We start from the raw sequence: 25577 nt of genomic DNA, 5'->3' as shown, positions 1-25577 counted from the left end.
GGGTGATGGGCAGCGATCCCGGATGCTTGCCCAGCAAGAGGAGATCCGATGACCGCTCCGACCCAGCCCCACAAGCCATCCTGTGCGAAGCGGATCCGCGCCGAAATCGTGGCCGCGGGCGGTACGGCGAAGGAAGCCGCGAGGGCGATCGCCGACCATTGCGGAGTAAGTCCGCTACGGGCGCACCGGCTTGCGCGTGGCCAGACGCTCGACGAGGCCGCAGCGGGCATGAGGCTGCTGGCCGGGAGCGCGCCTTCGGCCCCGAAGGTCGAACGAAACCAACTAGGTTGGTGGGAAACCGGGACTCGCGCGCCGAGGCTGCCGACGCTGGAACTGCTGTGCAGGTACTACGAGGCGACGCCGCTCGAACTGGGCCTGGGCGAGCTCGATGTCACCGTAGCCGAGCCCTCGTCCGCGATCGTGGTACGGCCCGGTACTTCCGACGGCTTTCCGTCATTGCGGGCAGCCCCCGATTCGCTCGGTGAGCACCTTGACGGCGCTCGGCGGGCGACCGACCGGACACTGGCCCGTGGCAGCACGTCGCCGGGCCAGCTGGACCTGCTGGAGGAGCGACTCCTCTTAATGAGGGGCGAGTACCTATACACGCCGCCGGCCGAGATGCTGGCCCAGTTGCTCCTGGAACTCGGCGAGGTCGAAAGCTATTCGCAGGAGCGCCAGACGACCTCGGTGCACGTACGGCTGACCGAGATGACGGCAGTCCTATCCACCCTCATCGCCGACTCACTGATGAAACTGGGTGACATTCGCCGCTCGCGGGGCTGGTACGAAACAGCGCGAAACGCTGCCGAGGAATCGGGGAACGTGGATCTCCGCGCTCGCGTGAAGGCCCAGGCCGCGATGCTGCCCTTCTACTACGGGCCTCTCGACGCCGCGGTGGCGTGGGCCCGCGAGGCCCGCCTCCTGACCATGCACCGCCGACCGTCGCCCACCGCCGCCTTCGCAACGGCAGCCGAGGCTCGGGCACTCGCCCATCAAGGCAACGTTGCCGCGGCCAGAGCACGAGCACAGGAAGCCCAGGACCTGTTCGACCGGCTTCCCCCTTCTCCAGAGGACGACGCTTTCGGGTTCCCGGCCCGCCGCCTCATGCTCTACCTCAGCGGCACGTACACCGCGCTGGGGGAGAGCTCCCGGGCCCGGCGGTTCCAGGAACAAGCCCTGGCCCTGTACCCAACCCGCACGGGCATCGACCCAGCGCTGCTCCACCTGGAGCGCGCCATCTGCCTGGCACACGATCGCAGCGCGACGGAAGCGTGCGAGCTGGCCTCCGCGACCTACCTGACGCTGCCAGAACCCCACAGGACCCCGATCGTAGGAGCCAGGGCCCGCCGGGTGATCGAGGTACTCCCCGGAGCGAACGCGCGCACCCGCGCCGCCAGGGAGCTACGTGAACTCTTGGAACTGCCGACCGGGACGATGTGACAGGCGGGCCGAAAATCAGACAGCCTGTGGGCATGACAGCTTCGGACCGGATTGCCGGCGGATACAGCGAGAGCGAGTTGCAGTACCTCCTGGAGGGGGCCGGTGCGGCAGCCGGGCTGGACTGCCGGGATGCTGACCTCCTCCGCGGGCACACCAATGCAGTGGTCCGCTTGCGGCACGAGCCGGTGGTTGTGAAGATCGCCCGTCGCGGCACTCCACACCAGGAGGTCGAACGGACGGTGCGGTTCGTCCGCTGGCTCATGGAAAAGGGGTTCCCCACCGCGCCGCTTCACCCCGTAGCCGTGGAGCAGCCCCTCGTCGTGGACGGGGCCGCAGTCACCTTCTGGACTTACCTGCCCCAGCCGGCCGAGCCGGTAGCCGCTGTGCAGCTCGCGCGGCCCCTGGCGGCGTTGCACACGCTTCCTGTCCCCGACCTTGGGCTTCCGCAGCACGACAACGTCACCGCTATCCGCCGGTCCCTGACTTCGATCGCCACGCTGCCTCCGGAGGACCTCGTATTCCTCTCGGAGCAGGCTGACATCCTGGAAAAGGAACTGAAGGACGTTACTTTCGGGCGACCCATGGGACTGATTCAGGGCGACCCACAACATCGCAACGCCCTGCATGCGGGTGGTGATGCCGTGCTCTGTGATTGGGACACGATCGCAATTGGGCATCCCGAATGGGACTGTGTGACAGTCGAAGTGCATTGCCGCCGATTCGGCTACGGGGTGGACCACTACACCCGGTTCGCGGAAGCCTACGGATCGGACGTCAGAAGCCTGCGCGGGTACGACACCCTGGCCCGAATCCGCGAGCTGCGCATGGTGACGACCAACGCCCGGAAGGTGCGCCATGCGCCCTGGACGCTGGAGGAGGTGCAACGCCGAATCGAGGGGATGCGCCAGGGCGATGCCGAGCTCCCTTGGTCCATCCTCTGAGCCGGTCGGTGTCGAACCGTGGCGATGCGGGCGCCAGCGTCCGTCGGTGCGCCCGCCTTGCCGCTGGAAACTTCCGGCCTCACAATTCGTCGTGCCAGATGGGTGGCTTCGCAAGATGGAGACGGGCCAGATCGCGGTGTAGCTGCGCGAAGGCGTAGTCGGTGGCTGGTGTGTCCTTGAGAACCTTTGGCTCGGAACGGACCACCGCGGTCGGTGAGCGGTTCCAACTGCCGCGGTCCATGGGAATCGGCGCTGTGGCACCGGTGGGGAATTCCGGCACGTAGGTGTCGAAGTCGGCCGCTGTTTCCAGCCGGAGACGTACAGGGTCAGCCTGGTCCCGACGTACGAGCCTGACGTGAAGCTCGGGGTCTTGGTCGGAGGCGCGGGAGACGAGCAGGGTTCCGTCGATGCCGGCGGGGGACAAGCCGGCCAAGTTCAGAGTCGGCGCCAGTCGGGGGAGCCATTGATGCACCAGTGCTGAGTGGATCTCCAGCATTGCGGTGAGGACTTGAGTGGTGAGCAAGTGGAAGCGGCTGGGGCTGTACGAGCGCCATCCCCGCTCTTCCCGCTCCTGGTCCGGCGTGGGGTAGGGCCGGTGAATGTGGCCGTCCGCCCCTGACCATGCGCCCAGTTCCAGCTCGGAACCGAGGCGGGAGAGCTCTTCCGAATGACTGCGCAGTCGACTCGTGAATATGTGGTGGGCTGACGGACCGCTCTGGGCGAGTCGCCCCCGCAGTTCGCGAAGGACCAGCTCGACGGGCAGGGGCGCCTGGTCGCGCTCGGAGCGGTTGAGGAGTTGCTTCCCGATGGCCCAGATCCGCTCGGCGTCGTACGGGTGGCAGCCAGTGACCGCGAGGGAGTGATGGGTGCACACCCGGCCAAGCGCGTTCGAGATGGGACTCAGGGGCCAGCGCCATGGCCAGGCGCCGTAGTCGGTGGCAACCGGGCCGTGGAACCAACCCAGTGGCCGACGTGAGCTCGAGCGTGGTTCGGCGTAGCGCAGGGCGAACGGGATGTCGAGTGCCGGGACTGATCCGTCGTCGCGCCGCTTGAGGAGCATTGCGCTGAGGGTGCGGCCGTCGAGCCGGGCGTCGACGGTCAGGTCCAGGCTTTGGTCCGGCGAGAAGGTAAAGAGGTGACCGGAGGCTGGGGCCAGTGCCTCCATCCAGGAGTCCCATGCCTGATTCAGGCGCTGTGTGACGGTCGAGTCGTCTGCACGCGGCGACGGAGCTTCGGCGGTGCTGGTGGGGACGGCCTCCTGCAGTGCCCAAGCGGCCGCTCCCGGGAAAGAGGCGATCAAGGGTGACATCAGGGCTGTGGCTTGCTCCCAGCCGCTCGATGAGACAGCCAGCGCAAGCCCGTGGCGCAGCCTTCCCAGCGACTCGGGGTCCCTGAGCAATGCCTCGGGGACGGCGCCGCACAGAACGGCTTGTCCGGCGAAATACTGTTCAAGAACAGGCAGCGCAAAAGTGAGGCAGCGCCCTTCCCGGACGACGAGCCGGGTGTCGAGCAGCACCTGGACGGTGTCCCCTCCCACATCCGCAGCGGCTACGAGTCCACCCCCGGAGATGGTCCCGACGGCCAGCCGGGCCAGCAGCTGTCGGACTTCGGAGTTAGGCTGATCGGCCCCGCGGATCGCATGGGCGACGAGGGCGTCCAAGAATCCAGTCGGCTGAGTCGGGATCTCTTCGTCGTTCTGACTCAGACCGGCCGCGATGAGGGCGAACAGCGGCCTGCGGATCGCGTCGCGCACGTCTTCTGACGCAGTCCTGAGCACTCGGGTCTTCCCACCGGCGCGCTCGATGAGTGCTGTGACCTGGTCATCATCCAGCAGAGGGCAGGTGTGGCGCTCGTCGTCGAAGAGAGGGAGGCCGGGACGGGCGGTGGCCAGTACGCGCCAGCCAGGGGCCACGGCGGTGAGTGCGCGGGCCTGAAGGAGCAGATCCTCGCTGCGGGCGGGGCCGGATTCATCGAGACCGTCCAGGACGATGCGGGCCCCCCGGGCGTGGACGTCTCCGATACGGCGCGCTGCGGTTTCCGCTGCTGCGCTCAGATCGCCCTGGACGTCCTTGGCGCGGAGGTAGACGGGGATGGGCGCCGCCCTGTCCGCCAAGGCCGTGTCGATATCCGCGAGGTGCATGCGTTCGGCCAACAGGGACTTGCCGGATCCGAAGTCTCCTTCCAGGACCACTGTTCCATGCCCCGGGAGTGAGGCGAGGTTGCCAGTCGGCGTACCGACCGAAGCATCGTCGGCGAACTTCTTAGCGATCCGTGGTGGCATGCCTGAGGCGACCCAGCGATGGACCATTCGTTCCTGGCTGGCACGGACGAGCGCCTGGAGGTCGGGGGAGGCCATGCTGCGGTGGAAGGGGGCGAGATGAGTCTCGTCGATTCTCTTGCGCGGATTCAGCATGCCAGGTTCTTCGAGCCCGAGGAGCCGAGGCAGCCGGGGACCAAGCTCACCCAGTGCTGCCGTCCGGGCCAGGTCCAGAAGGTCTCTGTACAGGGCTCTGAGCGCCCCGCGGGTTACGTCGGGGCCGGCTATCTCGCCCAGTGCCTCCATGTTGCCCAGCGCGATGACCTCGCGAGTGGGAAGACACTGGATGCGGACCTTCCTGAGGAAGGCGGATACCGCCCCGCTGTCGGCCTGGAGATGCTTCGCAACGCGCGCGAGGCGCTTCGGTTCTTTGCCCCCTTCGCCGCGTGCCAGGGCCAGGATGTGAGGATCCGTTCTACTGAGAACGCCCTCAAGGCCGATGGTCAGGCGGTATCGGTCGACCGTCTCACGTATGTCTTGGTGGCTGCGCCAGAGGCTCTTCAAGGGCTCCGCGCGAAGCACGCCGCCGAGGGTCCAAGGCGTTGCGCCGTCACGGGACTTCACCTGGAGGAAGTCCCACACGGTGCCTTCGCCATCGGCCCGGGCCACCACGATGTCCTCGATGTGCTCGCAGGTCACATGCAGGACTGGTCCCCCGCTCAGCATTTCGAGCAGAGACCTGACGGCTACATGGGTCTGGTACTCGTACCGGCCCAGTGTCTGAGAACCCGTGTCGTCCGGAGCGTCGATTTCGATCGGATCCCTCATGAGCCCCCGCATCTCTACCTTTGGCGCGCGTAACGGCGATCGTAAGGGCCAGTGCTCGCCCTTGAGCCCCGCTCCCCGCAGCCGGCGATCTGCTCCCTGCTGTGGCCCGCGTCGGGTGAGGAGCTGCTGTTCGCTGTGAAAGCCCGGGGGCTCGGTGGGGACCACAACTTAGGGATCAGTGTGGGCTACACGGAACTTCCCCGAGAGAAGGCGACGGTGGTGCCGCTGCCCGGCCCGTTGTCCGTCGGCACCCGGACCGGCGGGTACGCGAGGGCTGGTGTTCTTTTTCCTTTCAAGGGGAAAAGAACACCGGCGCTCCGTGTCATGGGCACCGTGGTCCAGCTCGATCACCCAGGTGCCGCGCACACGGACGAGTTGCTCGCGGCCGTGGAACGGGCCGGCTGCCGAGCCGTCCCGGTCAACTGAAGAAGACTCCTGGCCATATATCCCCAAAGGGGTATATGGCGTGAGGTATCGGGCCAGGTGGGCTCGCTCTGGACGGGGCAGGAAGAGGCGAGAGAAATGGGCCACTCCGCACACCACACGGAAGCGTCTGCGCACACCACGCGGGCCACGTGCATCCTGAGCGGAATGCCGTCCGCGACCCGCCCCATCCCACCACCGGGGATCAGCCCCCGGTGGTGGGGCGGGAGAAGTCCTGGCGGTACTACGGGCACGGTGCCGGACAAGCACCACCGGGGCCTGGTCCGCAGGCGGGTCGGCGTGGCGTACGACCAGGCGGAGCCCGGCGGATCGCCGAGCGGGCGATCCGCAAGGAGGCGCGGCGAAGAAACGGCCGGCGGACCTGATCAACATCACCGCCGCGGCGAGCTTGGGAAGATCACCAGCGAGGAGAACCGGCTGGAGGAGCGCCTCGCCGAGCTGCGCGCCCGCGAGCACGCCGCATCCCGAGCCCGCTGACGGCAAGTGCAAGCAGAACGGCTACGAGGTGCCGGGCCGGGGTCAGTGGCTATGGGACGTGTGGCCATCCTTTGCCGGCTTGGCGGGTGCCTCGGCCGGGGGGCCCTGCTCAGCAGGAGCCTGGTCCGGCTCTGCGGGGGTCTGGGTCGTGGAGCCGTGGTCGTGGCTCTGGCCATCGGAGCTGATGGTGCCGGCGAGGGCGGTCATGCCCAGCCAGGCGAGGACCGCGAGGGCGACGACGCCGGCCGCGAACGGGGTGACGAGGTGCCGCCAGCGGCCCTTGGAGTCCTTGGCGACGAACGCGACGTACGACATGAGCAGGCCGAGGGGGGTCATCCAGGCGCTGCGCTCGGGGAACTGCTCGAAGTGCTGGATGCCGCCGCCGACCATGCCGACACCGAAGGACAGAAGCAGGGAGAACGCGACCAGCGAGACCGCCTGGCTCAGCACCGGACGCTCGTCGGCCAGCACGAACTCGTTGACGATGGTGCCGAGGAGGAACACGAAGGCGCCGACGACGCAGATGATCGCGTACAGCGGCGGATTGATCGGGTAGTGGACGACGGCGCCGGCGATGAGGGCGGCGCCCAAGAAGTAGAGCATCTGGCCGCTGTAGCGAGCCGGGAGTGACTTCTTGTCGAAGGCGGGGCGGCGATGTTTCGTGGCGGGAGTCTGGTGGCGCTCGGGCTCGAGAACGGTGGTCACTCGGGTAGGGCCTTTCGGATCTTGGTGGGTGAGAGCAGGCAGAAGCCGCGCCGGCGCCAGTGGTGCGGCGTCACGCTGGTGCGGCTCTCAGCAGCGCAGGATCGAAAGTCGGTGCAGGCATGGTGGGTCGCCGGTGCGGCTGATCCAGGGATGGGCGCGTGCTGCCCATCGACGGAGGACGCCGTTGGAGCCCCCGTGCCTGAGGACGAACGTGAACAGGGCAGCGACGATGTACAGCAGCGCCAGGCAGCTCTCTCCGATTCCGCCGTGGTCACAGGGGGGTTCGCCGTCCGGGCTGGCCGGTGTTTTGGTGGCGTCCCCGGGGGCGACGTCCGAGTGAGCGTGCTGAGCCTTGTCCCCTGCGTCGATGAGCGGGAACGCGGCGGCGTGCCCGCTGTGGTCTGGCTGATGTGAGGCCAGGACGTGCATCGCGAAGAGGGCAAGCACCACCGCGAGGAGCGTTGCCCGCAGCAACACTCCCGTGTGATGGCCGCGGCGGACCTTGCCTGAGATCACGCTTCCCAACCATAGGAGGGCTTGGTAGCGGGAATGCCAACAGGGGCGTCCCCACCCGGACTGGGAGGAAGATAACACCAGGTGTGGACGCGTCTGCGCGGCGTCCCACGGTGTGGGCTGTACCGTGCTGGCTGGTCCCGTGGCTCGGAGCCGGGTTGCGGTCGTCTTCGAGGGCGGGCGGTGGTCGAGACGACCAGCCCACCGAGGCGGGAAGCCGATACTGACTTCGGCTTGTCAGGGTGACGTCGGGGCGTCGAGGGCGAGGCCCGTTCCTGCTATGAAGCCGTCGAGGGTGTCGGGCCGGCACTGAAGGCGCTTGAGGCGATTCGCACCAGAGTTTCTAGCCGGTCGAGAGCCGTGACGGCGAGGTTGGCCAGGCTGCGCTTGACGTGGGCCCCCTCTCTCATCGTCCTCAGCCACTCTGCCAGCAACGCCTGGTCATCCTCGCTGGACTCCCGGAACCCGTACGCAGCCCGGATCTCCGACCGGTGCCGCGTGATCGCCCGCCCCGCCCAGTCGTACGACGCCCGCTCCTCAGCCGATTTTTGGGGATCAGTCATGGTGCACGAGGTGGCCGGGCGGAGTCGCTCGCAGGACCTATTGCTGTGTCCGGTCTCGATTGGCCCGAGGCAGGGCAAGACGATCGGCTGCGCGAGGTGTTGAGTTCAGGCGGCCAGACCCAGGTCCAGGACCCTGGCTGCCTGCCCGACCGTCCCGGGCATGAGGTGTCGGTAGATCTTGAAGGTGATGTCGATGCTTTTGTGTCCCATCCATTCGGCGACGTCGGTGATGGGGATGTTGTGCATGAGGCAGTTTGAGGCGAAGAAGTGGCGGAGGCTGTATATGACCACGCCTTCAGGGATGGTGAGTTCCTGCCCCTTCTTGAGCCGCTGCCATTGGTTTTGCAGGAGATATGGCGGGAACGGTCGGGTGGCGTCCTTGGGGTGCCGGAGGAGGTAGCCGTCGATAGTGCCGTACCTGTTGGCGTACAACTCGATGGCGTCCTTGACGCTCGCAGGTAGCGGGACGTCGCGGTACTCGCCAGGATTTCGGTGTTTGAGCGGGCCGTACGTCTTGGTGGTCTGGTTGACCTGCTCGGTTACCCGGTAGACATCGTCGGCCACGATGTTGCGGATGTTGACCGCGGCGGCTTCGCCGTTGCGCATCCCGCAGCCACTCATCAGACCGACGAGCAGTTGGAAGGAGTCGTCACCGCCGGATCGTATCGCTGCAAGCTGGCTCGGAGTCGGGATGACGCTACGGCTCGGCTTGTACTGGGGAGGCTTGACGCCACGTAGAGGGCTCTCGTCGAAAATGCCCAGGCGATGTGCATCAAGCAGGATGGAAGCAAGCTTATCGAAGGCGTTCGATTGTGTGGCCACGCCGACGCCGGCGGTCTCCATATTTCGTACGAAGTCCTCGACCACCTTGTGGTCGAAGCTGTTCATGCGCCTGCTTCTGAGGGCTGGCAGAAGGTGGTTTGCCAGCAAGGAGTCGAGCTGCTTGGCTGAAGACTCGGCCAGATGGCGCTGCCCGGTTCGCCACTGGGCGGCGTACTCGCTGAACGACATGCGTCCGTATTTTTCGATGCGCTCGGCTTTCGCCTGGCTGTGAGGTTTCTTTCTCTTGGTGTCGTAGACCTCGGTAAGTCTCCCGATGGCCTTCTCTTGAGTTCCGAATCCAGATTCCTGAATTTGGCGCCCCGATGGGCCTCGGAATCGAATCTTGTAGTCGTGTGGACACTTCGACCACCTGGCCTGTGGGTGATCGCATGACTTGAAGAACGTTCCCATCCCGCGAGCCAGGTTCCTCGTTGTCACCGTGTGAATTTCCTTCGTTCCGAGGGCGTGCTTCCAGCTGCAGTTGGGTTACGCGGCACTGGGCAGCTTCTGCTGCCCGATCCATGTCTGAACCTCGGACACATTGAATTGGATCTTGGCGTTGCGGCCCGTGCCGAACTTGTAGGGCGTCAGACCCGATCTCGAGGCCTCTCGGTAGACCCAGACCAGCGACATGTTGAGATGTTCTGCAAGTTCCTTCGCGGTCATGAACTGCGCCGGCATGGTGCCCCTCCGTTGGCTAGGACGTCGTGAAGTCCATGGTGTGGAGAATCCCCGGTTTGGCTGACCGGGGATCATCGGCTATGTACGAAGGGTCGGCCGTCGGACTGCCGCGGCCAGGGCTGGACAGTGCGCCCAGCGGTTGGCGGGAGGCGTTCTTCCCCTGGCTCGTTCCGCAGGCTGCTTCGAGAGAGCTCGACGGTGGATGTGCGCGTCACGCGGCCAGGCCGGAGTCGAGGAGTTTGGCGGCTGTGCCGATCGAGCCGGGCATGAGGTGTCGGTAGATCTTGAAGGTGATGTCGATGTTGTTGTGTCCCATCCACTCGGCGACGTCGGTGATGGGGATGTTGTGCCTGAGGCAGTTCGAGGCGAAGAAGTGACGGAGGCTGTAGATGACCATGCCTTCGGGTATGTCGAGTTCGCCTCGTCTCTTGAGCCGCTGCCACTGGTTCTGGAGGAGGTACGGCTGGAAGGGACGGCCGGAGTCCTGCGGATGGCGCAGTAGGTAGCCGTCGGTGGTGCCGTGTTTTTCGGCGTACCACTCGATGGCGTTCTTGGTCCGCTGGGGAAGCGGGACGTCGCGGTACTCGCCGAGCTTGCGGTGCTTGAGGCGGTCGTACTTCTTGGTTGTTTGGTTGACCTGCTCGGTGACGCGGTAGACGTCGTCGGCCACGATGTTGTTGACGTTGACCGCAGCAGCCTCGCCGTTGCGTAGGCCGCAGCCGCTCATGAGTTCCACTACGAGTCGGAACACATCGTCCCCGGCGCCGCGCAGGGCCTGGAGCTGCGCAGGGGAGGGGATGACGGCACGCTTGGGGTCGTACTGAGGCGGCTTGACGCCCAGGAGGGGGTTGTCGTCGAAGAGGCCCAGGCGATGCGCGTCGAGGAGTATCGACTTCAGCTTGTCGTACGCATTGGACTGTGCGGCCAGGCCAACGCCGTTGCGCTCCATGGTCCGGATGAAGCCGTCCACCACTTTGTGGTCGAACGTGCTCATCCGACGGGTCGCGAGGGCGGGGAAGATGTGGTGCTGGAGGAGCGAGTTGAGGTGGCTGAGCGACGCCGCGGCAAGGTGACGCTGGCCAGCCTTCCACTCGGTGGTGTACTCGCGGAACCGCATCTGACCGTACTTCTCGATGCGCTCGCTCTTCGCCTGGTTCGCCGGGGCGGCCTTCTTCGCGTTGTAGACACTGGTCAGTCGTGCGATGGCCTTGTCTTGGTCCAGGAAGCCCGACTCTTCGACCTGATTCCCGCCGGGGCCTCTGTAGCGGACCTTGTAGAAGTGCGGGCACTTCGCCCAGCGGGATGCGGGGTGCTCACAGTCCTTGTAAAAGGTGCCCATTCCGCGGGCGAGTGTCTTGGCTGCCATAAGCCTGGGACTCCTCGGATACCGATGCTGACGGTTTGCTGACCTTCAGCTATCCGAGGCCCAATTGACCTGCGAAAACGTTGTTGTGCCGCGCTTTGTTCTGGAACTGGATCGGGCGCTCCAACGACGAGATCGTGCAGGCGCGCAAGGACTGGATGGAAGGCACCCGCTACGGCGAAGTGAAGGGCTACGACGGCCCCCCGATCCCCGCGCCGCAACTCCCGCCGGTGCCCCTGAAAGCGCGGGGACGGGTGCGCTGACCTGCAGGTTTCCGGGCCGGCCAAGCTCGTCTAAGAGTGCCCTCCAGGGCCCTCGCCGGATCGTTCCGCCGGAGGGGTGCAGGCGGCTCGCGGACGCCGCCTGCACCCCTCCGGTGATTCCCAGGTGTGACCCAATGCTGACTTCGGTGTCGGTTCGTCAGGTGTTCGAGTGCTCAGGCATTCGCTCCGGGGTGCAGAGCGGAGCCCGTCGATGCCTGGCGCAACGTGTTGTACGGAGCGTCACGCCGCAGCCGGATCGTCGCGAGGAGCTCGGCGAGTGCGACGCCGTCCTCGACGCCGGGAGGATCCCTGGGCCGGGTGCGTTCGGCAGCCGTCTGCCTGTCGTCGTCGCGGCGACCGGACTTCCCGGCGCACCGACTTCGCCATATCCGCATGGAGCGTGTCAGGGCAGCGTCAAGGTGTTCCCGCCAGGCCGTGATCCGGCCGATTCTCACCTGATGATGATCGTCAGCAGCACTTGTGTGCCTCTGCCGGTCGGGGAAGCCCTCTGCGCGGATCGGGGCGTGTTCTTTGACGTGAGGAGGCGCGTGTCGTGGTGGAGGCGGTTGCCAGGCCCGGAAGACTGAAGGTCTTTCTCGGAGCGGCCCCCGGTGTGGGCAAGACCTACCGGATGCTCGATGAGGGCCGGCGCCGGGCGGACCGAGGGACGGATGTGGTCGTCGCCTTCGTCGAGTGCCACGGACGCCGCCTGACCGAGGAGAAGCTGGCCGGTCTGGAGATCGTTCCGCGCGCGGAACGCACCTACCGGGGCAGCCGGTTCGAGGAGATGGACCTGCATGCGGTCCTGGAGCGGCGGCCCGAGGTGGCGCTCGTCGACGAGCTCGCCCACTCCGTCGTCCCCGGCGGGAGTCCTGCCAAGCGCTGGCAGGAGGTGGAGGTGCTCCTGGCGGCCGGAATCGACGTGGTGACCGCCGTCAACGTCCAGCACTTGGAATCCCTCAACGACGTCGTCGAGAAGATCACCAAGGTGTCGCAGCACGAGACCGTGCCGGACGCGGTGGTACGCCGGGCCGACGAGATCGAGCTGGTGGACCTGCCGCCCGAGGCGCTGCGACGGCGCCTGGCGCACGGGAACATCTACACGCCGGAGAGGGTGGACGCGGCACTGTCCAACTACTTCCGGATCGGAAACCTCACCGCGCTGCGGGAACTCGCCCTGTTGTGGGTCGCGGGGCGGGTGGACGAGGCGCTGCAGAAGTACCGGGCCGACCACGGGATAGGGGGAGTGTGGGAGACCCGGGAACGGGTGGTCGTCGCGATCACCGGCGGACCCGAGGGCGACACGCTCATCCGTCGGGCGGCCAGGATCGCCGCCCGATCGGCGGGCGGAGACCTCCTCGCCGTGCACATAGCGCGCAGTGACGGCCTCGCCGTAGGGGCATCGGCCTCCGCACTGGTACGCCAGCGGGCGCTCGTCGAAAGCCTCGGCGGCAGCTACCACTCCCTCGTCGGCGACGACGTGCCCACGGCGCTCACCGAGTTCGCCCAGACCGAGAACGCCACGCAGCTGGTCCTCGGCACGAGCCGGCGCGGTCGCGTCGAGCGCTTCCTGACCGGGCGGGGCACGGGTGAGACGATCGTCGGCCTCTCCGAGGATATCGACGTGCACACGGTCACCCACGAACGGGCGGGCGGTGGAAGGCTGTTGCCGTCGAGGCGGCGGACGCTGCCGACGTCCCGGCTGATCGCCGGACCGGTCCTGGGTCTTGTGCTCCCGCTCGCCCTCACCTTCCTGCTCGACCAGAGCCGGGGCAGCCTCAACCTCACCAGTGAGGCCCTGCTGTTCCTGCTGGCGGTGGTCGGGGTGGCGTGCGTGGGCGGAGTGGTGTCGGCGCTGGTGGCGTCCCTGACCGCGTCACTCCTGCTGAACTACTGGTTCATCCCGCCGGTCGGCGAGTTCACGATCGCCGAGCCCAACAACATCCTCGCTCTGATGGTGTTCGCCGTGGTCGCGGGGACCGTCGCAGCAGCCGTCGACCGGTCGATGAGGCTGTCGCGCCGGGCCGCCCGGGCGACAGCGGAGGCGGAAACGCTGTCCTCGCTGGCCGGCTCCATCGTGCGGGGAGACCAGGCCGTTCCGGCACTCCTGGAACGGACGAGAGAGACCTTCGGCATGGACTCGGTGGAACTCGCCGATCGCCCGGTCGAGGGCGACGCCTCCGTCGTTCAGGTCCCGGTGGGAGGGGATGCGCGTCTCGTCCTACGGGGACGTCCGCTGCCCGCCTCCGACCGGAGAGTCCTGGCGGCCTTCGCCGCGCACGTCAACGTCGCGGTCGAGCGGGCCCGGCTCGCCGAGGCGGCCGCCGAGATCGAACCCGTCAAGGCCGCCGACCGGATGCGTACCGCCCTCCTCGCGGCGGTCAGCCACGACCTGCGCACCCCCCTTGCCGCAGGCTGGGCGGCCATCGAGTCACTGCGCGCCCGCGACGTGGAGTTCAGCGTGGAGGACCGGGACGAACTCCTCGCCACCGCCGACGAGTCGATGGCCCGGCTCAACCGGCTCGTCGAGAACCTCCTGGACATGAGCCGACTCCAGGCCGGGGCCTTGAAGCTGGACCTGCGGGCCACCCACCTGCTGGAGGTACTGCCGGCAGCACTGGACGGCTTGCCCACCGACGCGCCAACCGTCGATGCCCAGAACCTCGAGCATGTCCCGTCCGTGCTGGCCGATCCACCGCTTCTGGAGCGCGTGGTCGCCAACCTGTTGAGCAACGCCGCCCGGCACACCCCGCCCGGGCGCCATGTGCTGCTGACGGCGAGCGCGTTCGACGACCGCGTCGAGATCCGGGTCGTCGACCGTGGGCCCGGAATCCCCGAGGCGGACCGCAAGAACGCCTTCGTGCCCTTCCAACGCCTCGGTGACACCGACAACACCACGGGCGTCGGGCTCGGCCTCGCGCTCTCCCGAGGTCTCGCCGAGGCGATGGGTGGCACGCTCACCGCCGAGGACACCCCGGGAGGCGGCCTGACGATGACCCTGTCGCTGCCGGCTGCTCTTCCGGTTCCCGTCTAGGTGTGCGGCCGCCCCATCTACGTCAGGAGGGCGCGCCAGCGGTCGGCCGACTCCCTCATGTCCTCGACGACCCGATCCAGGAACGTACCCACCTTGGCCAGCCGCTGCCCCACGGGCGTGTCCAGCCCGAGCGTCTCGGCCGCCGCCATCGCGGCCTTCGCCGACGCGCGCGTCTGCCGCGAGCTGATCACGATCGCGTGGTACCAGGCTTCGTCGTCGACCACGTAGATGTCGCGACGCCGCTGCGGATCGCGCTCGCGCCGGACGTACCCCTGCTGGACCAGGAAGTTCACGGCCACGGAGATGGAGGCTGGGCTGACCTTCAGCCTGTGCGTCAGCTCGGTTGCGGTGCGCCTGCCGTCCTCGGACAGCAACAGGTCGACGTGCACGCGCGCCGTCATCCTCGGCATTCCTGCCCTGACCGCCAGCTCGATGATCTCCTCTGCCATCGCGCTCTCCGGCACTCCGGCGGGTGTTCCGGCTGCGCGCGGTGGTACGGGTGTGCCGCGCTGCGCCCGCTGGACCGTCGCGCGGTGCACCTGCTGGGGCTGGTAGCCGCCGGCGCCGGCGTTGCGTGCGACCTCCCGGCTGATCGTCGAGGTCGACCGGTCGAGCCGCCTGGCGATCTCGGCATAGGAGAGCCCGTCGGAGAGTCCAGCCGCGATGCGCTGGCGTTCCTGCTGCGTCAACCGTCCTCCAGGCATGTCGCCAGTATCGCTTTCGCCGCCGGTAGTGCAACGGTGCATTGCATTCGAGGTCAGCGTGGTTGCATCAATTCGACGCCATCCAGCTGCAGTTATGCCTTTCAAGGGATTGCAGTGACCCCGAAGGCGACGTAGCTTTCGGGAAACATCAAACGCGCACTATCGCGAGCTGAGGAATGGTCATGGATGAATCTCTCCACACTGTCACGACGCTGCCGACGGAGCGCCAGCCCGGTTGTCCCTTCGACCCGCCGGCAGAACTGATCGAAGCCCGCGGGCACGGTCCGATCAGCCGCTACACCCACCCCGGCGGGAAACCCGGCTGGATGATCACCGGATACGACCTGGTCAGGTCGGTCCTGGCCGACCCGCGGTTCAGCTCGCGCAAGGAGCTGCTGAACGTGGTCGACTTCGAGATCCCTCCGGCGCCGCCCGGGGAGTTCCTCCTCATGGACGAACCACAGCACGGGCGCTACCGCAAACCTCTGGTGGGCAAATTCACCGCGCGGCGGATGCGGCTGCTCACCGAGCGCATCGAGCAGATCACCAATGACTGCCTGGACGCCATGGAGGCGACCGGGCCGTCGGCGGACCTGGTGACCGCCTTCGCCAAGCCCATCCCCACCATCATCATCTGTGAGCTGCTGGGAGTGCCGTACGAGGACCGGGCCTCGTTCCAGGAACAGATCGACAAGTTCATGAACGGGGAGACCGGCGACGAGGAGCTGCTGGCGGCCTACACCGCGACCCAGGACTACCTCGCGAAGCTGGTGGCCGCGAAGCGCGCGAACCCCACCGACGACGTGCTCAGCGAACTCACCGACAGTGACCTGACCGATGAGGAGCTGCAGGGGATCAGCCTGATCCTGCTGGCCGCCGGATTCGACACCACCGCGAACATGCTGGCCCTCGGTGCCTTCGCACTGCTGCAGGACCCGGAGCAACTGGCAGCCCTGCACGCCGATCCGGCACTCGTGGACCAGGCGGTGGAGGAGCTCCTGCGGTACCTGAGCGTCGCCAAGTCGTTCATGAGGACGGCACTGGAGGACGTCGAGGTGGGCGGCCAGACCATCGAGGCCGGCACGACGGTCGTCCTGTCCTACAACACCGCCAACCGCGACCCCGAGCGCTACGCGGACCCCCACGAGCTCGACCTCCGCAGGGACTCCGGCGGGCACCTGGCCTTCGGCCACGGCATCCACCTGTGCCTGGGCGCGCAGCTGGCCCGTGTCGAGATGCGGGTCGCGTTCTCCGCGCTGCTGGGCCGATTCCCCACGCTGCGCCTGGCCGTACCGGCCGAAGACGTTGCCGTGCGCCCGGAGACCGCGGACATCCACGGGGTGAAGAGCCTCCCGGTCACCTGGGACGTGTGACCGCCGACGCGTTGAGGAGGTCCTCAACGCGTCGGCGCCGCCGGCCGGGAGGCGGCAGTTCAGGTCGTGGCTTCGTCCGGGAGGTCGGGGAGCGCCCGCGCTGCCCCGCTTTTGAGGGGCAGGGTGATCACCATGGTGAGTCCGCCGCCGGGGGTGTCCTCGGCGGTCAGGGTGCCGTCCATGGCTTCGAGGAAGCCCCGGGCGACCGCCAGGCCGAGCCCGACCCCGGCGCCCGCGGGGGTGTCTCCGTACCGCTGGAACGGTTCGAATATCCGGTTCTTCGCCTCGTCGGGGACCCCGGGCCCGCAGTCCACGACACGGACCTCGATGCGAGCGCCCAGAGCACTGGCTGACACCAGGACGGTTTCACCGGTGGGGTTGTACTTGACGGCGTTCTCGACGATGTTCGCGACGGCCCGTTCCAGCAGGCCCCGGTCCACGGCGACCATGGGCAGCGTCTCGGGGATGTCGAGGGCCACACTGTCGTCGGGGACCCCGGCCAGTGCCATCGGGACGACCTCGTCGAGGTCGGTCTCCCGGATGAGCGGGACGACGGTTCCGGTCTGGAGGCGGGACATGTCGAGGAGGTTGCCGATCAGGTGGTCGAGGCGGTCGGCGCCGTCCTCGATTCCCTCCAGGAGGTCGGCGCGGTCCTCCTCGGACCATTCCACGTCGTCGGCGCGCAGGGAGGTGACGGCCACCTTGATTCCGGCGAGCGGGGTGCGCAGATCGTGGCTGACCGCGGCGAGGAGGGCGGTGCGGATCTGGTTGCCCTCGATCAGGCGGCGGGCTTCCTCGGCCTCGTCGACCAGGCGCTGGCGATCGAGTACGACGGCTGCCTGGGCGGCGAATGCCCCGAGGACGCGCCGGTCCTCGGCCGGCAGGACCCGGCCGGTCAGGGCCAGGGCCATGTTCTCGCCGATGGGCATGTCGACGTCGGCGTCCTCGGGACGGGCGACCGGATTCCGCCCGGTGCTGCCCGCACAAGCCCACGGTTCGACATCCGTACCGCGCTCCAGCAGCGCCACGGATTCCATGGCGAAGGTCTCGCGGACCCGCTCCAGCAGTGCGTCGAGGGCCGTCTCACCGCGCAGGATGCTGCCGGCGAGGAAGGAGAGGATCTCGGACTCGGCACGCAGCCGGGCGGCCTGGTGGGTGCGGCGGGCGGCCAGGTCGACAACGGAGGCCACGGACACGGCCACGCCGACGAAGATCGCGATGGCGACGATGTTCTTGGGGTCGGAGACGGTGAACTCGTGCAGCGGCGGGGTGAAGTAGTAGTTGAGCAGCAGGGAGCCGAAGGCCGCCGAGGCGAGCGCGGGGAGCAGCCCGCCGAGGAGCGCCGCCGCCACCGTGAAGGTGAGGAAGAGCAGCATGTCGTTGGCGAGCCCGAGCTCGGGAACGACCTGGCTCAGCAGGACGGTGAGCAGGGCGGGGCCGACGACACCGGTCAGCCAGCCCCAGACGACTCGGAGTCTGCCGAGCCGCGCGCCGCGTGCGACGGGCAGTCCGCGGCCCTTGGCGGCTTCGTCGTGGGTGACGATGTGGACGTCGAGGTCGGGCCCTGATTCCCGGGCGACGGTGGCGCTCACGCCAGGGCTGAAGACGGACTGCCAGGATCGTCTGCGACTCACGCCGAGAACGATCTGTGTGGCGTTGCACCCGCGGGCGAACTCCAGGAGCGCGTCGGGGACGTTGTCGCCGATGACGTGGTGGAAGGTGCCGCCGAGGTCCTCGACCAGGGTGCGCTGGACGGCGAGTTCCTTGGGGGAGGCCGCCGTCAGCCCGTCGCTGCGGGCGATGTAGACGGCGAGGACCTCGCCGCCGGACCCCTTCTCGGCGAGGCGGGCGGCGCGGCGGATGAGCGTACGGCCTTCCGGTCCGCCGGTGAGGCCGACGACAATGCGTTCGCGGGCCTGCCAGGTGGAGCGGATGTTGTGCTCGCCGCGGTACTCCTGGAGGTACTCGTCCACGCGGTCGGCGACCCAGAGCAGGGCGAGCTCGCGCAGGGCGGTGAGGTTCCCGGGGCGGAAGTAGTTGGAGAGGGCCGCGTCGACCTTGTCGGCCTTGTAGATGTTGCCGTGGGCCATGCGGCGGCGCAGGGCCTGCGGGGACATGTCGACCAGCTCGATCTGGTCGGCGCGCCGTACGACCTCGTCGGGGACGGTCTCCCGTTGCCGCACGCCGGTGATCGTCTCGACGACGTCGCCCAGCGATTCGAGGTGCTGGATGTTGACGGTGGAGACGACGTCGATGCCGGCCCGGAGGAGTTCCTCCACGTCCTGCCAGCGCTTGGTGTTACGGGAGCCGGGGACGTTGGTGTGGGCGAGTTCGTCGACAAGCGCGACGGCAGGGCGCCGCGCGAGGATGGCGTCCACGTCCATCTCGGTGAAGGAGGATCCCCGGTACTCCAGCTCGCGCCGTGGGATCTGGTCCAGCCCGTGCAGCATCACCTCGGTGCGCGGGCGGTGGTGGTGCTCCACGAAGGCGACGACCACGTCGGTGCCGCGCTCCACCCGGCGGTGGCCCTCCGAGAGCATCGCGTACGTCTTGCCGACGCCGGGGGCCGAGCCCAGGTAGATACGAAACTTGCCGCGTCCCATGGTGGTTACGTCATTCCTCGAAGCGGTAGCCCATGCCGGGCTCGGTGATCAGGTACCTCGGGTGCGAGGGGTCCGCTTCCAGTTTGCGGCGCAGCTGGGCCATGTAGACCCGCAGGTAGTTGGTGTGCTCGGAGTACGTCGGTCCCCAGACGTCGAGCAACAGCTTGCGCTGGCTGATCAGGCGGCCCGGGTGGGTGATGAGGATCTCCAGGAGGTGCCACTCGGTCGGTGTCAGCCGCACGCTGCGATCGTTTCGGATCACCTTCTTCGCGACGAGGTCGACGGTGAAGTCATCGGTCGTGACCACGGCGATCTCGTGCTCAGGCGTGGCGACCTCTGGGCGGCGTACGGCGGCCCGCAGGCGGGCGAGGAGTTCGTCCATGCTGAACGGCTTGGTGACGTAGTCGTCGGCCCCCGCGTCCAGGGCGCGGATCTTCTCCTCGGAGGTGTGCCGGGCGGAGAGCACGAGAATCGGGACGCCGCTGCCCTCCCGTACGTCCTTGATCACGTCGATGCCGTCCATGTCCGGCAGACCGAGGTCCAGCAGGATGACGTCCGGCTTGCGGGCAGCTGCCAGTCTCAGGGCGGTGTTTCCGTCGGAAGCCGTCTGAACCTCGAACTTCCGGGCCTCCAGGTTGATCCTGAGCGCGCGGACGAGCTGGGCATCGTCTTCCACCACCAGCACCTTGATCATCGGTGTGGGGCCTTCCTCTTCCAGTGGTTACGGGTCGGAGCCGGCGGGAGGTCGGGGCACTCCCCGCGATGGCTGGGGGTCTCCGCGTCCCGCCGGCTCCGCACACTTGCCATGCGGAACGTCAGCTCTTGGTCAGTGCCCTGAGGGCGGTGTTGAGTTGGAGGACGTTGACGCGGGGTTCGCCCATGAAGCCGAGGGTGCGGCCGGTGGTGTGGTCGGCGACGAGCTTCTCGACCTGCTTGACGTCGAGCCCGTTCTGCTCGGCGACCCGGTGGACCTGGAGCTTCGCGTACTCGGGGGAGATGTCGGGGTCGAGGCCGGAGCCGGAGGAGGTGACGGCGTCGGCCGGGACGTCCTCGGGCTTGACGGCGTAGGACGCGGTCGTGTTGTCCGCGATGACGGCTTCCTTGGCGGCGATGACCTGGGCGCAGAGGGTGCCCTCTTCGGCCTGGTCGGTGCACTTGCCGTTGGCCGCGCCGTTGTCGGCGGAGCGGTTGGTGGCGCCGGAAAGGATCAGCGAGTACTGGGTGTTGACGCTGTTGGAGCCGAGGCCGTTGGAGGGGCGCGGCTGGAACCACTTGAGGTCCGGCTCGACCGCTTCCTCGGCGTCGTTCGGGTCCTTCTTCGGCAGGTTGTAGCTCTGCCCGATGAGGGAGGAGCCGACGACCTTGCCGTCCTTGTCCTTGATCTCGGAGCCGTTGGCCTTGTCGTTGAAGACGGCCTGGGCGATCCCGGTGACGGCGAGCGGGTAGATGACCCCGCAGACGATCGTGAGGACCAGCAGGGCCCGCAGGCCCGCCCCGATCAACCGCACTGTGTTTCCTACAGAGTTGTTCATTGGGGTCAGCCGATTCCGGGGATGAGGGTGATGAGCAGGTCGATGAGCTTGATGCCGATGAACGGGGCGATGAGACCGCCGAGTCCGTAGATCCCGATGTTGCGGCGGAGCATCTTGTCTGCGCTGGTCGGCTTGTACTGGACGCCCTTGAGGGCGAGCGGCACGAGCGCGATGATGATCAACGCGTTGAAGATGACGGCGGAGAGGATCGCCGACTCTGGGGATGCCAGGCCCATGATGTTGAGCTTGTCCAGGCCCGGGTAGACCGCCGCGAACATGGCCGGGATGATCGCGAAGTACTTGGCGACGTCGTTGGCGATGGAGAAGGTGGTCAGTGCGCCGCGGGTGATCAGCAACTGCTTGCCGATCTCGACGATTTCGATGAGTTTGGTGGGGTTGGAGTCGAGGTCCACCATGTTCCCGGCCTCCTTGGCGGCCGAGGTGCCGGTGTTCATCGCGACGCCGACGTCCGCCTGGGCGAGGGCCGGGGCGTCGTTCGTACCGTCGCCGGTCATGGCGACGAGCTTTCCGCCGGCCTGCTCCCGCTTGATGAGGGCCATCTTGTCCTCGGGGGTGGCTTCCGCGAGGAAGTCGTCGACCCCGGCTTCCTCCGCGATGGCCTTCGCGGTCAGCGGGTTGTCACCCGTGATCATGATGGTCTTGATGCCCATGCGGCGCAGCTCGTCGAAGCGTTCGCGCATGCCCTCCTTGACCACGTCCTTGAGGTGGATGACACCCAGGACACGTGCGCCCTTGTCGTCCTCGACCGCGACCAGCAGCGGCGTGCCGCCGGCCTCGGAGATGCGGTTGGCGAGGAGATCGGCGTCCTCGGAAACCCGGCCGCCCCGCTCCTTGACCCAGGTGATGACCGAACCGGCCGCCCCCTTGCGGGTCTTCTTGCCGTCGGCGTCCACACCCGACATACGGGTCTGCGCGGTGAAGGGGATCCATTCGGCGCCCACCAGTTCGCCCTGGTGGCGTTCGCGCAGGCCGTACTTCTCCTTCGCGAGGACCACGATGGAGCGGCCCTCGGGGGTCTCGTCCGCGAGGGAGGAGAGCTGGGCGGCGTCCGCCACCTCGGCTTCCGTCGTGCCCTTGACCGGGACGAACTCGGAGGCCTGGCGGTTGCCGAGGGTGATGGTGCCCGTCTTGTCGAGCAGCAGGGTCGAGACGTCGCCGGCGGCCTCTACGGCGCGGCCGGACATGGCGAGGACGTTGCGCTGGACCAGGCGGTCCATGCCTGCGATGCCGATGGCCGACAGGAGCGCACCGATGGTGGTCGGGATCAGACAGACCAGGAGCGCAGTGAGCACGATCATGGACTGCTTGGCGCCGGCGTAGATCGCGAACGGCTGGAGGGTGACGACGGCGAGCAGGAAGACGATGGTCAGCGAGGCGAGCAAAATGTTGAGCGCGATCTCGTTGGGCGTCTTCTGCCTCGCCGCACCTTCGACGAGCGCGATCATGCGATCGATGAAGGTTTCGCCGGGCTTGGTCGTGATCTTGATGACGATCCGGTCGGAGAGGACCTTGGTGCCGCCCGTCACGGCGGAGCGGTCGCCGCCCGACTCGCGGATGACGGGGGCGGATTCGCCGGTGATGGCGGATTCGTCGACCGAGGCGACGCCTTCGACGACGTCGCCGTCGCCGGGGATGACGTCCCCGGCTTCGCACACGACGAGGTCGCCGATACGGAGCTCCGTGCCCGGGACCTGTTCCTCGACGGCGCCGTTCAGGCGGCGGGCGACGGTGTCGGTCTTGGCCTTGCGCAGGGTGTCGGCCTGGGCCTTGCCGCGGCCCTCGGCGACGGCTTCGGCGAGGTTGGCGAAGATCGTGGTCAGCCACAGCCAGGCGGTGATCGCCCAGCCGAACCAGTCGGTCGGGTCCTTGATCGCGAGGACGGTGGTGACGACCGACCCGATCAGGACCACGAACATGACCGGGGACTTGATCATGCTGCGCGGGTCGAGCTTGCGGACGGCGTCCGGGAAGGACTTCAGCAGCTGCTTCGGGTCGAACAGGCCCCCACCGACGCGGCCGGCGGGCGGCTTGTGGCCGGTGGGCAGGTCGTCGTGCGGAGCACGGGTCGGAGTGGCGGTGCTCATGATGCGAGCCCTTCGGCGAGCGGACCCAGCGCCAGGGCCGGGAAGTAGGTCAGACCGGTGATGATGAGGATCGTGCCGACGAGGAGGCCCGCGTAGAGCGGCTTGTCGGTGCGGAGCGTGCCTGCCGTCTCGGGGACGGGCTTCTGCTCGGCCAGTGAGCCGGCCAGGGCCAGGACGAAGACCATCGGCAGGAAGCGGCCCAGCAGCATCGCGATGCCGATGGTGCTGTTGAACCACTGGGTGTCGGCGTTCAGGCCGGCGAAGGCGGAGCCGTTGTTGTTCGCGCCCGAGGTGTAGGCGTAGAGGATTTCGGAGAAGCCGTGCGCCCCGGAGTTCGTCATCGAGTTGCCCGGGGTGGGCAGCGCCATGGCCGCCGCGGTGAAGCCGAGCACCAGGGCCGGGGTGATGAGGATGTAGCAGGCGGCGAACTTGATCTGGCGGGTGCCGATCTTCTTGCCGAGGTACTCGGGGGTGCGGCCGACCATCAGGCCGGCGATGAACACCGCGATGATCGCCATGATCAGCATGCCGTAGAGGCCGGATCCGACGCCGCCGGGCGCGATCTCGCCGAGCTGCATGCCCAGCAGCTGGATCCCGCCGCCGAGGCCGGTGTAGGAGGAGTGGAAGGAGTTGACGGCACCTGTCGAGGTGAGGGTGGTCGCCACCGAGAAGATGGCGGAGGCGCCGATGCCGTACCGGGTCTCCTTGCCCTCCATCGCCCCGCCGGCCACGTCGAAGGCCGGTCCGTGGTGGGCGAACTCGGTCCACATCATCAGCGCGGTGAAACCGACCCAGATGATGCCCATGGTCGCGAGGATCGCGTAACCCTGACGCAGGTTTCCGACCATGCGCCCGAAGGTCCGCGTCATCGCGAAGGGGATGACCAGGATCAGGAAGATCTCGAAGAGGTTCGAGAACGGCGTCGGGTTCTCGAAGGGGTGAGCCGAGTTGGCGTTGAAGTAGCCGCCGCCGTTGGTGCCGAGCTCCTTGATGACCTCCTGCGAGGCCACCGCCCCGCCGTTCCACTGCTGTGTGCCGCCCAAGAACTGGCCGACCTCATGGACGCCGGCGAAGTTCTGGATCGCGCCGCAGGCGACCAGGACGAGGGCGCCGATCACGGAGATCGGCAGCAGGATACGGACGACACCGCGCACCAGGTCGGCCCAGAAGTTGCCGAGTTCACCGGTGCGGGAGCGTGCGAAGCCCCGTACGAGGGCGACCGCGACGGCCATGCCGACCGCCGCCGAGACGAAGTTCTGTACCGCGAGGCCGCCGGTCTGCACGACGTGGCCCATGGCCTGTTCGCCGTAGTACGACTGCCAGTTGGTGTTCGCGACGAAGGAGGCAGCGGTGTTGAAGGCCTGGTCCGGGTCGATCGCGGAGAATCCGAGCGAGCCGGGCAGGATGCCCTGGGCCCGCTGGAGGGCGTAGAGGAACAGGACGCTCACGGCCGAGAAGGCGAGGACGGCGCGCAGGTACGCGGGCCAGCGCATCTCGGCCGCCAGGTTGGCGCCGACCGCCTTGTAGATCCACTTCTCCGGCTTGTAGTGCTTCTCGGAGGAGTAGACCCGGGCCATGTGGTCGCCGAGGGGACGGTAGGCCAGCGCGAGCGCGCCGATCAGCGCGAGCAGCTGGAGCACACCAGCGGTTACGGGGCTCATATCAGTGCTCAGAACCTCTCCGGGTACACGAGGGCGAGGATGAGGTAGCCGAGCAGGGAGACGGCTACGACGAGGCCGACAACGTTTTCGACGGTCACAGCTTGGTCACCCCCCGGGCGATGAGAGCCACCAGCGCGAACACCGCGACCGTGGTGACGACGAAGGCCAGGTCGGCCATCGTGAGCTCCTGAGTGAAGAAGGGAAGAAATGAATCGGCCAGATGGCCGATGACGACGAGACAACCGTGTCTTCACCCGGGTGTTAAGACGCCTTGACGGGGTCCTTACGGCGGCAGGGGAACCCTTAACGCCGTCCTTACGCGCCATGCCGCCTATGGGCGGTCATCCCTGGTGGGGCAGGCCGGCCGAGTCCAGGGCGGCACCGGCCTGAGCGGCCAGCGCGACGGCTACGAGGCGGGCTTCCTCGGAGGGCAGGGGGCGGCCCGGGTGCGGTTCGAGGAGGAAGCGTCCGTAGTAGTGGCCGCCACCGACGGCACGGAGCTCGGTCTCGCCCTCGGGCCAGTCCGCGTACTCCGTGATCCGGTTCCCGTGACGCAGCCACAGGCCGCCGCCGTGTTCGACCCGGGGCAGGTTCCCCATCAGGGTCCCGTACTCGAAGCGGCAGCCGCGCAGACCCAGCAGGCCTACGAGCTCGCGGCGTACGTACTCGACCACCGCGTCGGGCGAGCCGCCGTCCTCGGCCAGCCGGGCGGTCCCCCGGAGGCTCGACATGTGTGCGGTATCGGTGACGACGACCGCCTGGAGGCGGCGGGCACGTACTGCCAGCTGCGAGACGATCAGGCCGACGATCAGCAGCAGGATCGCCGTCTCGACGTCGTTGCCGTCGGTGATGGCGAACCGTTGATAGGGCTCGGTGAGGAAGAAGTCGAACCAGGCGGCCGCCGAGAGCGCGGCCAGCGCCCCGGCTGCCCTGGTGCCCGTGGAGGCGACCGCGACGACGGCGACGACCAGGATCAGCGCGGCGTTCGTCGATGAGAGATCCGTACGGAAGGGCACGAGCGCGAGTGCCACCAGGAAGGGGGCCACGAGACCCGCTGCCAGGGCGACGGGGTCGCGGAGACGGAACCAGTACCCGGACATGTGAGGCCTCCCGTCCGGACGAGCCGATCTTGGATCAGGCCACCGTTCAGAACGTGTCGGGCTTGATCAGGGCGAACACGAGATAGCCGAGCAGCGCAAGGGCGATGACCAGGCCGACCACGTTCTCCGCGTCCATCGAGGTCTCCTCATGTGTTCTGGTCGGGCTGG

Annotated in this window: 20 protein-coding genes and 2 pseudogenes; 6 read left to right on the top strand and 16 right to left on the bottom strand. The window is 67.7% G+C overall.

What is annotated here, in order from left to right; all coding sequences use genetic code 11:
* Window positions 1-48 precede the first annotated feature (48 nt).
* Window positions 49-1440, top strand: a complete 1392-nt coding sequence (locus tag ACE1OC_RS04085) for a helix-turn-helix domain-containing protein (RefSeq protein ID WP_407835839.1) — start codon at window positions 49-51, stop codon at window positions 1438-1440.
* 32 nt (window positions 1441-1472) lie between these two features.
* Window positions 1473-2381, top strand: coding sequence for a phosphotransferase family protein (locus tag ACE1OC_RS04080; RefSeq protein WP_407835838.1), 909 nt, complete (start codon window positions 1473-1475; stop codon window positions 2379-2381).
* A gap of 79 nt (window positions 2382-2460) precedes the next feature.
* On the opposite strand, the gene ACE1OC_RS04075 is transcribed toward ACE1OC_RS04080, so the two are convergent.
* On the bottom strand, window positions 2461-5466 hold the full coding sequence (locus ACE1OC_RS04075) for a dsDNA nuclease domain-containing protein (protein WP_407835837.1): 3006 nt from the start codon (window positions 5464-5466) through the stop codon (window positions 2461-2463).
* 678 nt (window positions 5467-6144) lie between these two features.
* On the opposite strand from ACE1OC_RS04075, the gene ACE1OC_RS04070 reads away from it, so the two are divergent.
* Window positions 6145-6387, top strand: coding sequence for a hypothetical protein (locus ACE1OC_RS04070; protein WP_266448504.1), 243 nt, complete (start codon window positions 6145-6147; stop codon window positions 6385-6387).
* A gap of 42 nt (window positions 6388-6429) precedes the next feature.
* On the opposite strand, the gene ACE1OC_RS04065 is transcribed toward ACE1OC_RS04070, so the two are convergent.
* From ACE1OC_RS04065 to ACE1OC_RS04040, 6 genes and pseudogenes are all read right to left on the bottom strand, one after another.
* Window positions 6430-7092, bottom strand: a complete 663-nt coding sequence (locus ACE1OC_RS04065) for a hypothetical protein (RefSeq protein ID WP_266494617.1) — start codon at window positions 7090-7092, stop codon at window positions 6430-6432.
* Between the two features lie 87 nt (window positions 7093-7179).
* Complete coding sequence (locus ACE1OC_RS04060; RefSeq protein ID WP_266494620.1) at window positions 7180-7608, bottom strand: DUF6153 family protein; 429 nt, start codon at window positions 7606-7608, stop codon at window positions 7180-7182.
* A 234-nt stretch (window positions 7609-7842) separates the two neighbouring features.
* A pseudogene (locus ACE1OC_RS04055) lies at window positions 7843-8003 on the bottom strand (IS630 family transposase); the annotation flags it as partial.
* A gap of 270 nt (window positions 8004-8273) precedes the next feature.
* On the bottom strand, window positions 8274-9428 hold the full coding sequence (locus tag ACE1OC_RS04050) for a tyrosine-type recombinase/integrase (protein ID WP_407835836.1): 1155 nt from the start codon (window positions 9426-9428) through the stop codon (window positions 8274-8276).
* Window positions 9429-9476: 48 nt separating this feature from the next.
* On the bottom strand, window positions 9477-9671 hold the full coding sequence (locus ACE1OC_RS04045; RefSeq protein WP_266448518.1) for a helix-turn-helix domain-containing protein: 195 nt from the start codon (window positions 9669-9671) through the stop codon (window positions 9477-9479).
* A gap of 211 nt (window positions 9672-9882) precedes the next feature.
* Entirely contained in the window at window positions 9883-11037 is a 1155-nt protein-coding gene (locus ACE1OC_RS04040) for a tyrosine-type recombinase/integrase (protein ID WP_266448520.1), read from the bottom strand.
* 95 nt (window positions 11038-11132) lie between these two features.
* Between ACE1OC_RS04040 and ACE1OC_RS04035 the strand changes: the two are divergent.
* Window positions 11133-11297 (top strand): annotated as a pseudogene (locus tag ACE1OC_RS04035) (pirin); the annotation flags it as partial.
* 556 nt (window positions 11298-11853) lie between these two features.
* On the top strand, window positions 11854-14331 hold the full coding sequence (locus ACE1OC_RS04030) for a sensor histidine kinase (RefSeq protein ID WP_407841475.1): 2478 nt from the start codon (window positions 11854-11856) through the stop codon (window positions 14329-14331).
* 17 nt (window positions 14332-14348) lie between these two features.
* On the opposite strand, the gene ACE1OC_RS04025 is transcribed toward ACE1OC_RS04030, so the two are convergent.
* Window positions 14349-15035, bottom strand: a complete 687-nt coding sequence (locus tag ACE1OC_RS04025; protein ID WP_407835835.1) for a GbsR/MarR family transcriptional regulator — start codon at window positions 15033-15035, stop codon at window positions 14349-14351.
* Window positions 15036-15217: 182 nt separating this feature from the next.
* Between ACE1OC_RS04025 and ACE1OC_RS04020 the strand changes: the two genes are divergently transcribed.
* Window positions 15218-16408 carry a cytochrome P450 gene (locus tag ACE1OC_RS04020; protein WP_407835834.1) on the top strand — a complete coding sequence of 397 codons (1191 nt, stop codon included), beginning with the start codon at window positions 15218-15220 and terminating at the stop codon, window positions 16406-16408.
* A gap of 59 nt (window positions 16409-16467) precedes the next feature.
* Here ACE1OC_RS04020 and ACE1OC_RS04015 read toward each other — a convergent pair whose 3' ends face one another.
* From ACE1OC_RS04015 to kdpF (ACE1OC_RS03980), 8 genes are all read right to left on the bottom strand, one after another.
* Entirely contained in the window at window positions 16468-19011 is a 2544-nt protein-coding gene (locus ACE1OC_RS04015) for an ATP-binding protein (RefSeq protein WP_407835833.1), read from the bottom strand.
* A 10-nt stretch (window positions 19012-19021) separates the two neighbouring features.
* Window positions 19022-19705 (bottom strand): response regulator, encoded by a 684-nt coding sequence (locus tag ACE1OC_RS04010; protein WP_407835832.1) that lies wholly within the window; start codon window positions 19703-19705, stop codon window positions 19022-19024.
* 121 nt (window positions 19706-19826) lie between these two features.
* On the bottom strand, window positions 19827-20543 hold the full coding sequence (locus ACE1OC_RS04005; RefSeq protein ID WP_407835831.1) for a potassium-transporting ATPase subunit C: 717 nt from the start codon (window positions 20541-20543) through the stop codon (window positions 19827-19829).
* 5 nt (window positions 20544-20548) lie between these two features.
* Window positions 20549-22648 carry a potassium-transporting ATPase subunit KdpB gene (gene kdpB, locus ACE1OC_RS04000; protein ID WP_407835830.1) on the bottom strand — a complete coding sequence of 700 codons (2100 nt, stop codon included), beginning with the start codon at window positions 22646-22648 and terminating at the stop codon, window positions 20549-20551.
* Window positions 22645-24309: a potassium-transporting ATPase subunit KdpA gene (gene kdpA, locus ACE1OC_RS03995; RefSeq protein ID WP_407835829.1), complete on the bottom strand. Its 1665-nt coding sequence runs from the start codon at window positions 24307-24309 to the stop codon at window positions 22645-22647. Before kdpA ends, kdpB begins: the two co-directional genes overlap by 4 nt.
* An 8-nt stretch (window positions 24310-24317) precedes the next feature.
* Window positions 24318-24407: a K(+)-transporting ATPase subunit F gene (gene kdpF / locus ACE1OC_RS03990; RefSeq protein ID WP_267724323.1), complete on the bottom strand. Its 90-nt coding sequence runs from the start codon at window positions 24405-24407 to the stop codon at window positions 24318-24320.
* A gap of 243 nt (window positions 24408-24650) precedes the next feature.
* Window positions 24651-25409, bottom strand: a complete 759-nt coding sequence (locus ACE1OC_RS03985; protein ID WP_407835828.1) for a DUF4118 domain-containing protein — start codon at window positions 25407-25409, stop codon at window positions 24651-24653.
* 46 nt (window positions 25410-25455) lie between these two features.
* Window positions 25456-25545, bottom strand: a complete 90-nt coding sequence (gene kdpF, locus ACE1OC_RS03980; protein ID WP_407835827.1) for a K(+)-transporting ATPase subunit F — start codon at window positions 25543-25545, stop codon at window positions 25456-25458.
* Between the last annotated feature and the right edge of the window lie 32 nt (window positions 25546-25577).

Origin of the sequence: Streptomyces stoeckheimensis (genome assembly GCF_045822005.1) — a bacterium.
In the GTDB taxonomy this organism is placed as follows: domain Bacteria; phylum Actinomycetota; class Actinomycetes; order Streptomycetales; family Streptomycetaceae; genus Streptomyces; species Streptomyces stoeckheimensis.
The sequence above is the reverse complement of the archived record's forward strand: the minus strand, read 5'-3'. Positions and strand labels throughout refer to the sequence as shown.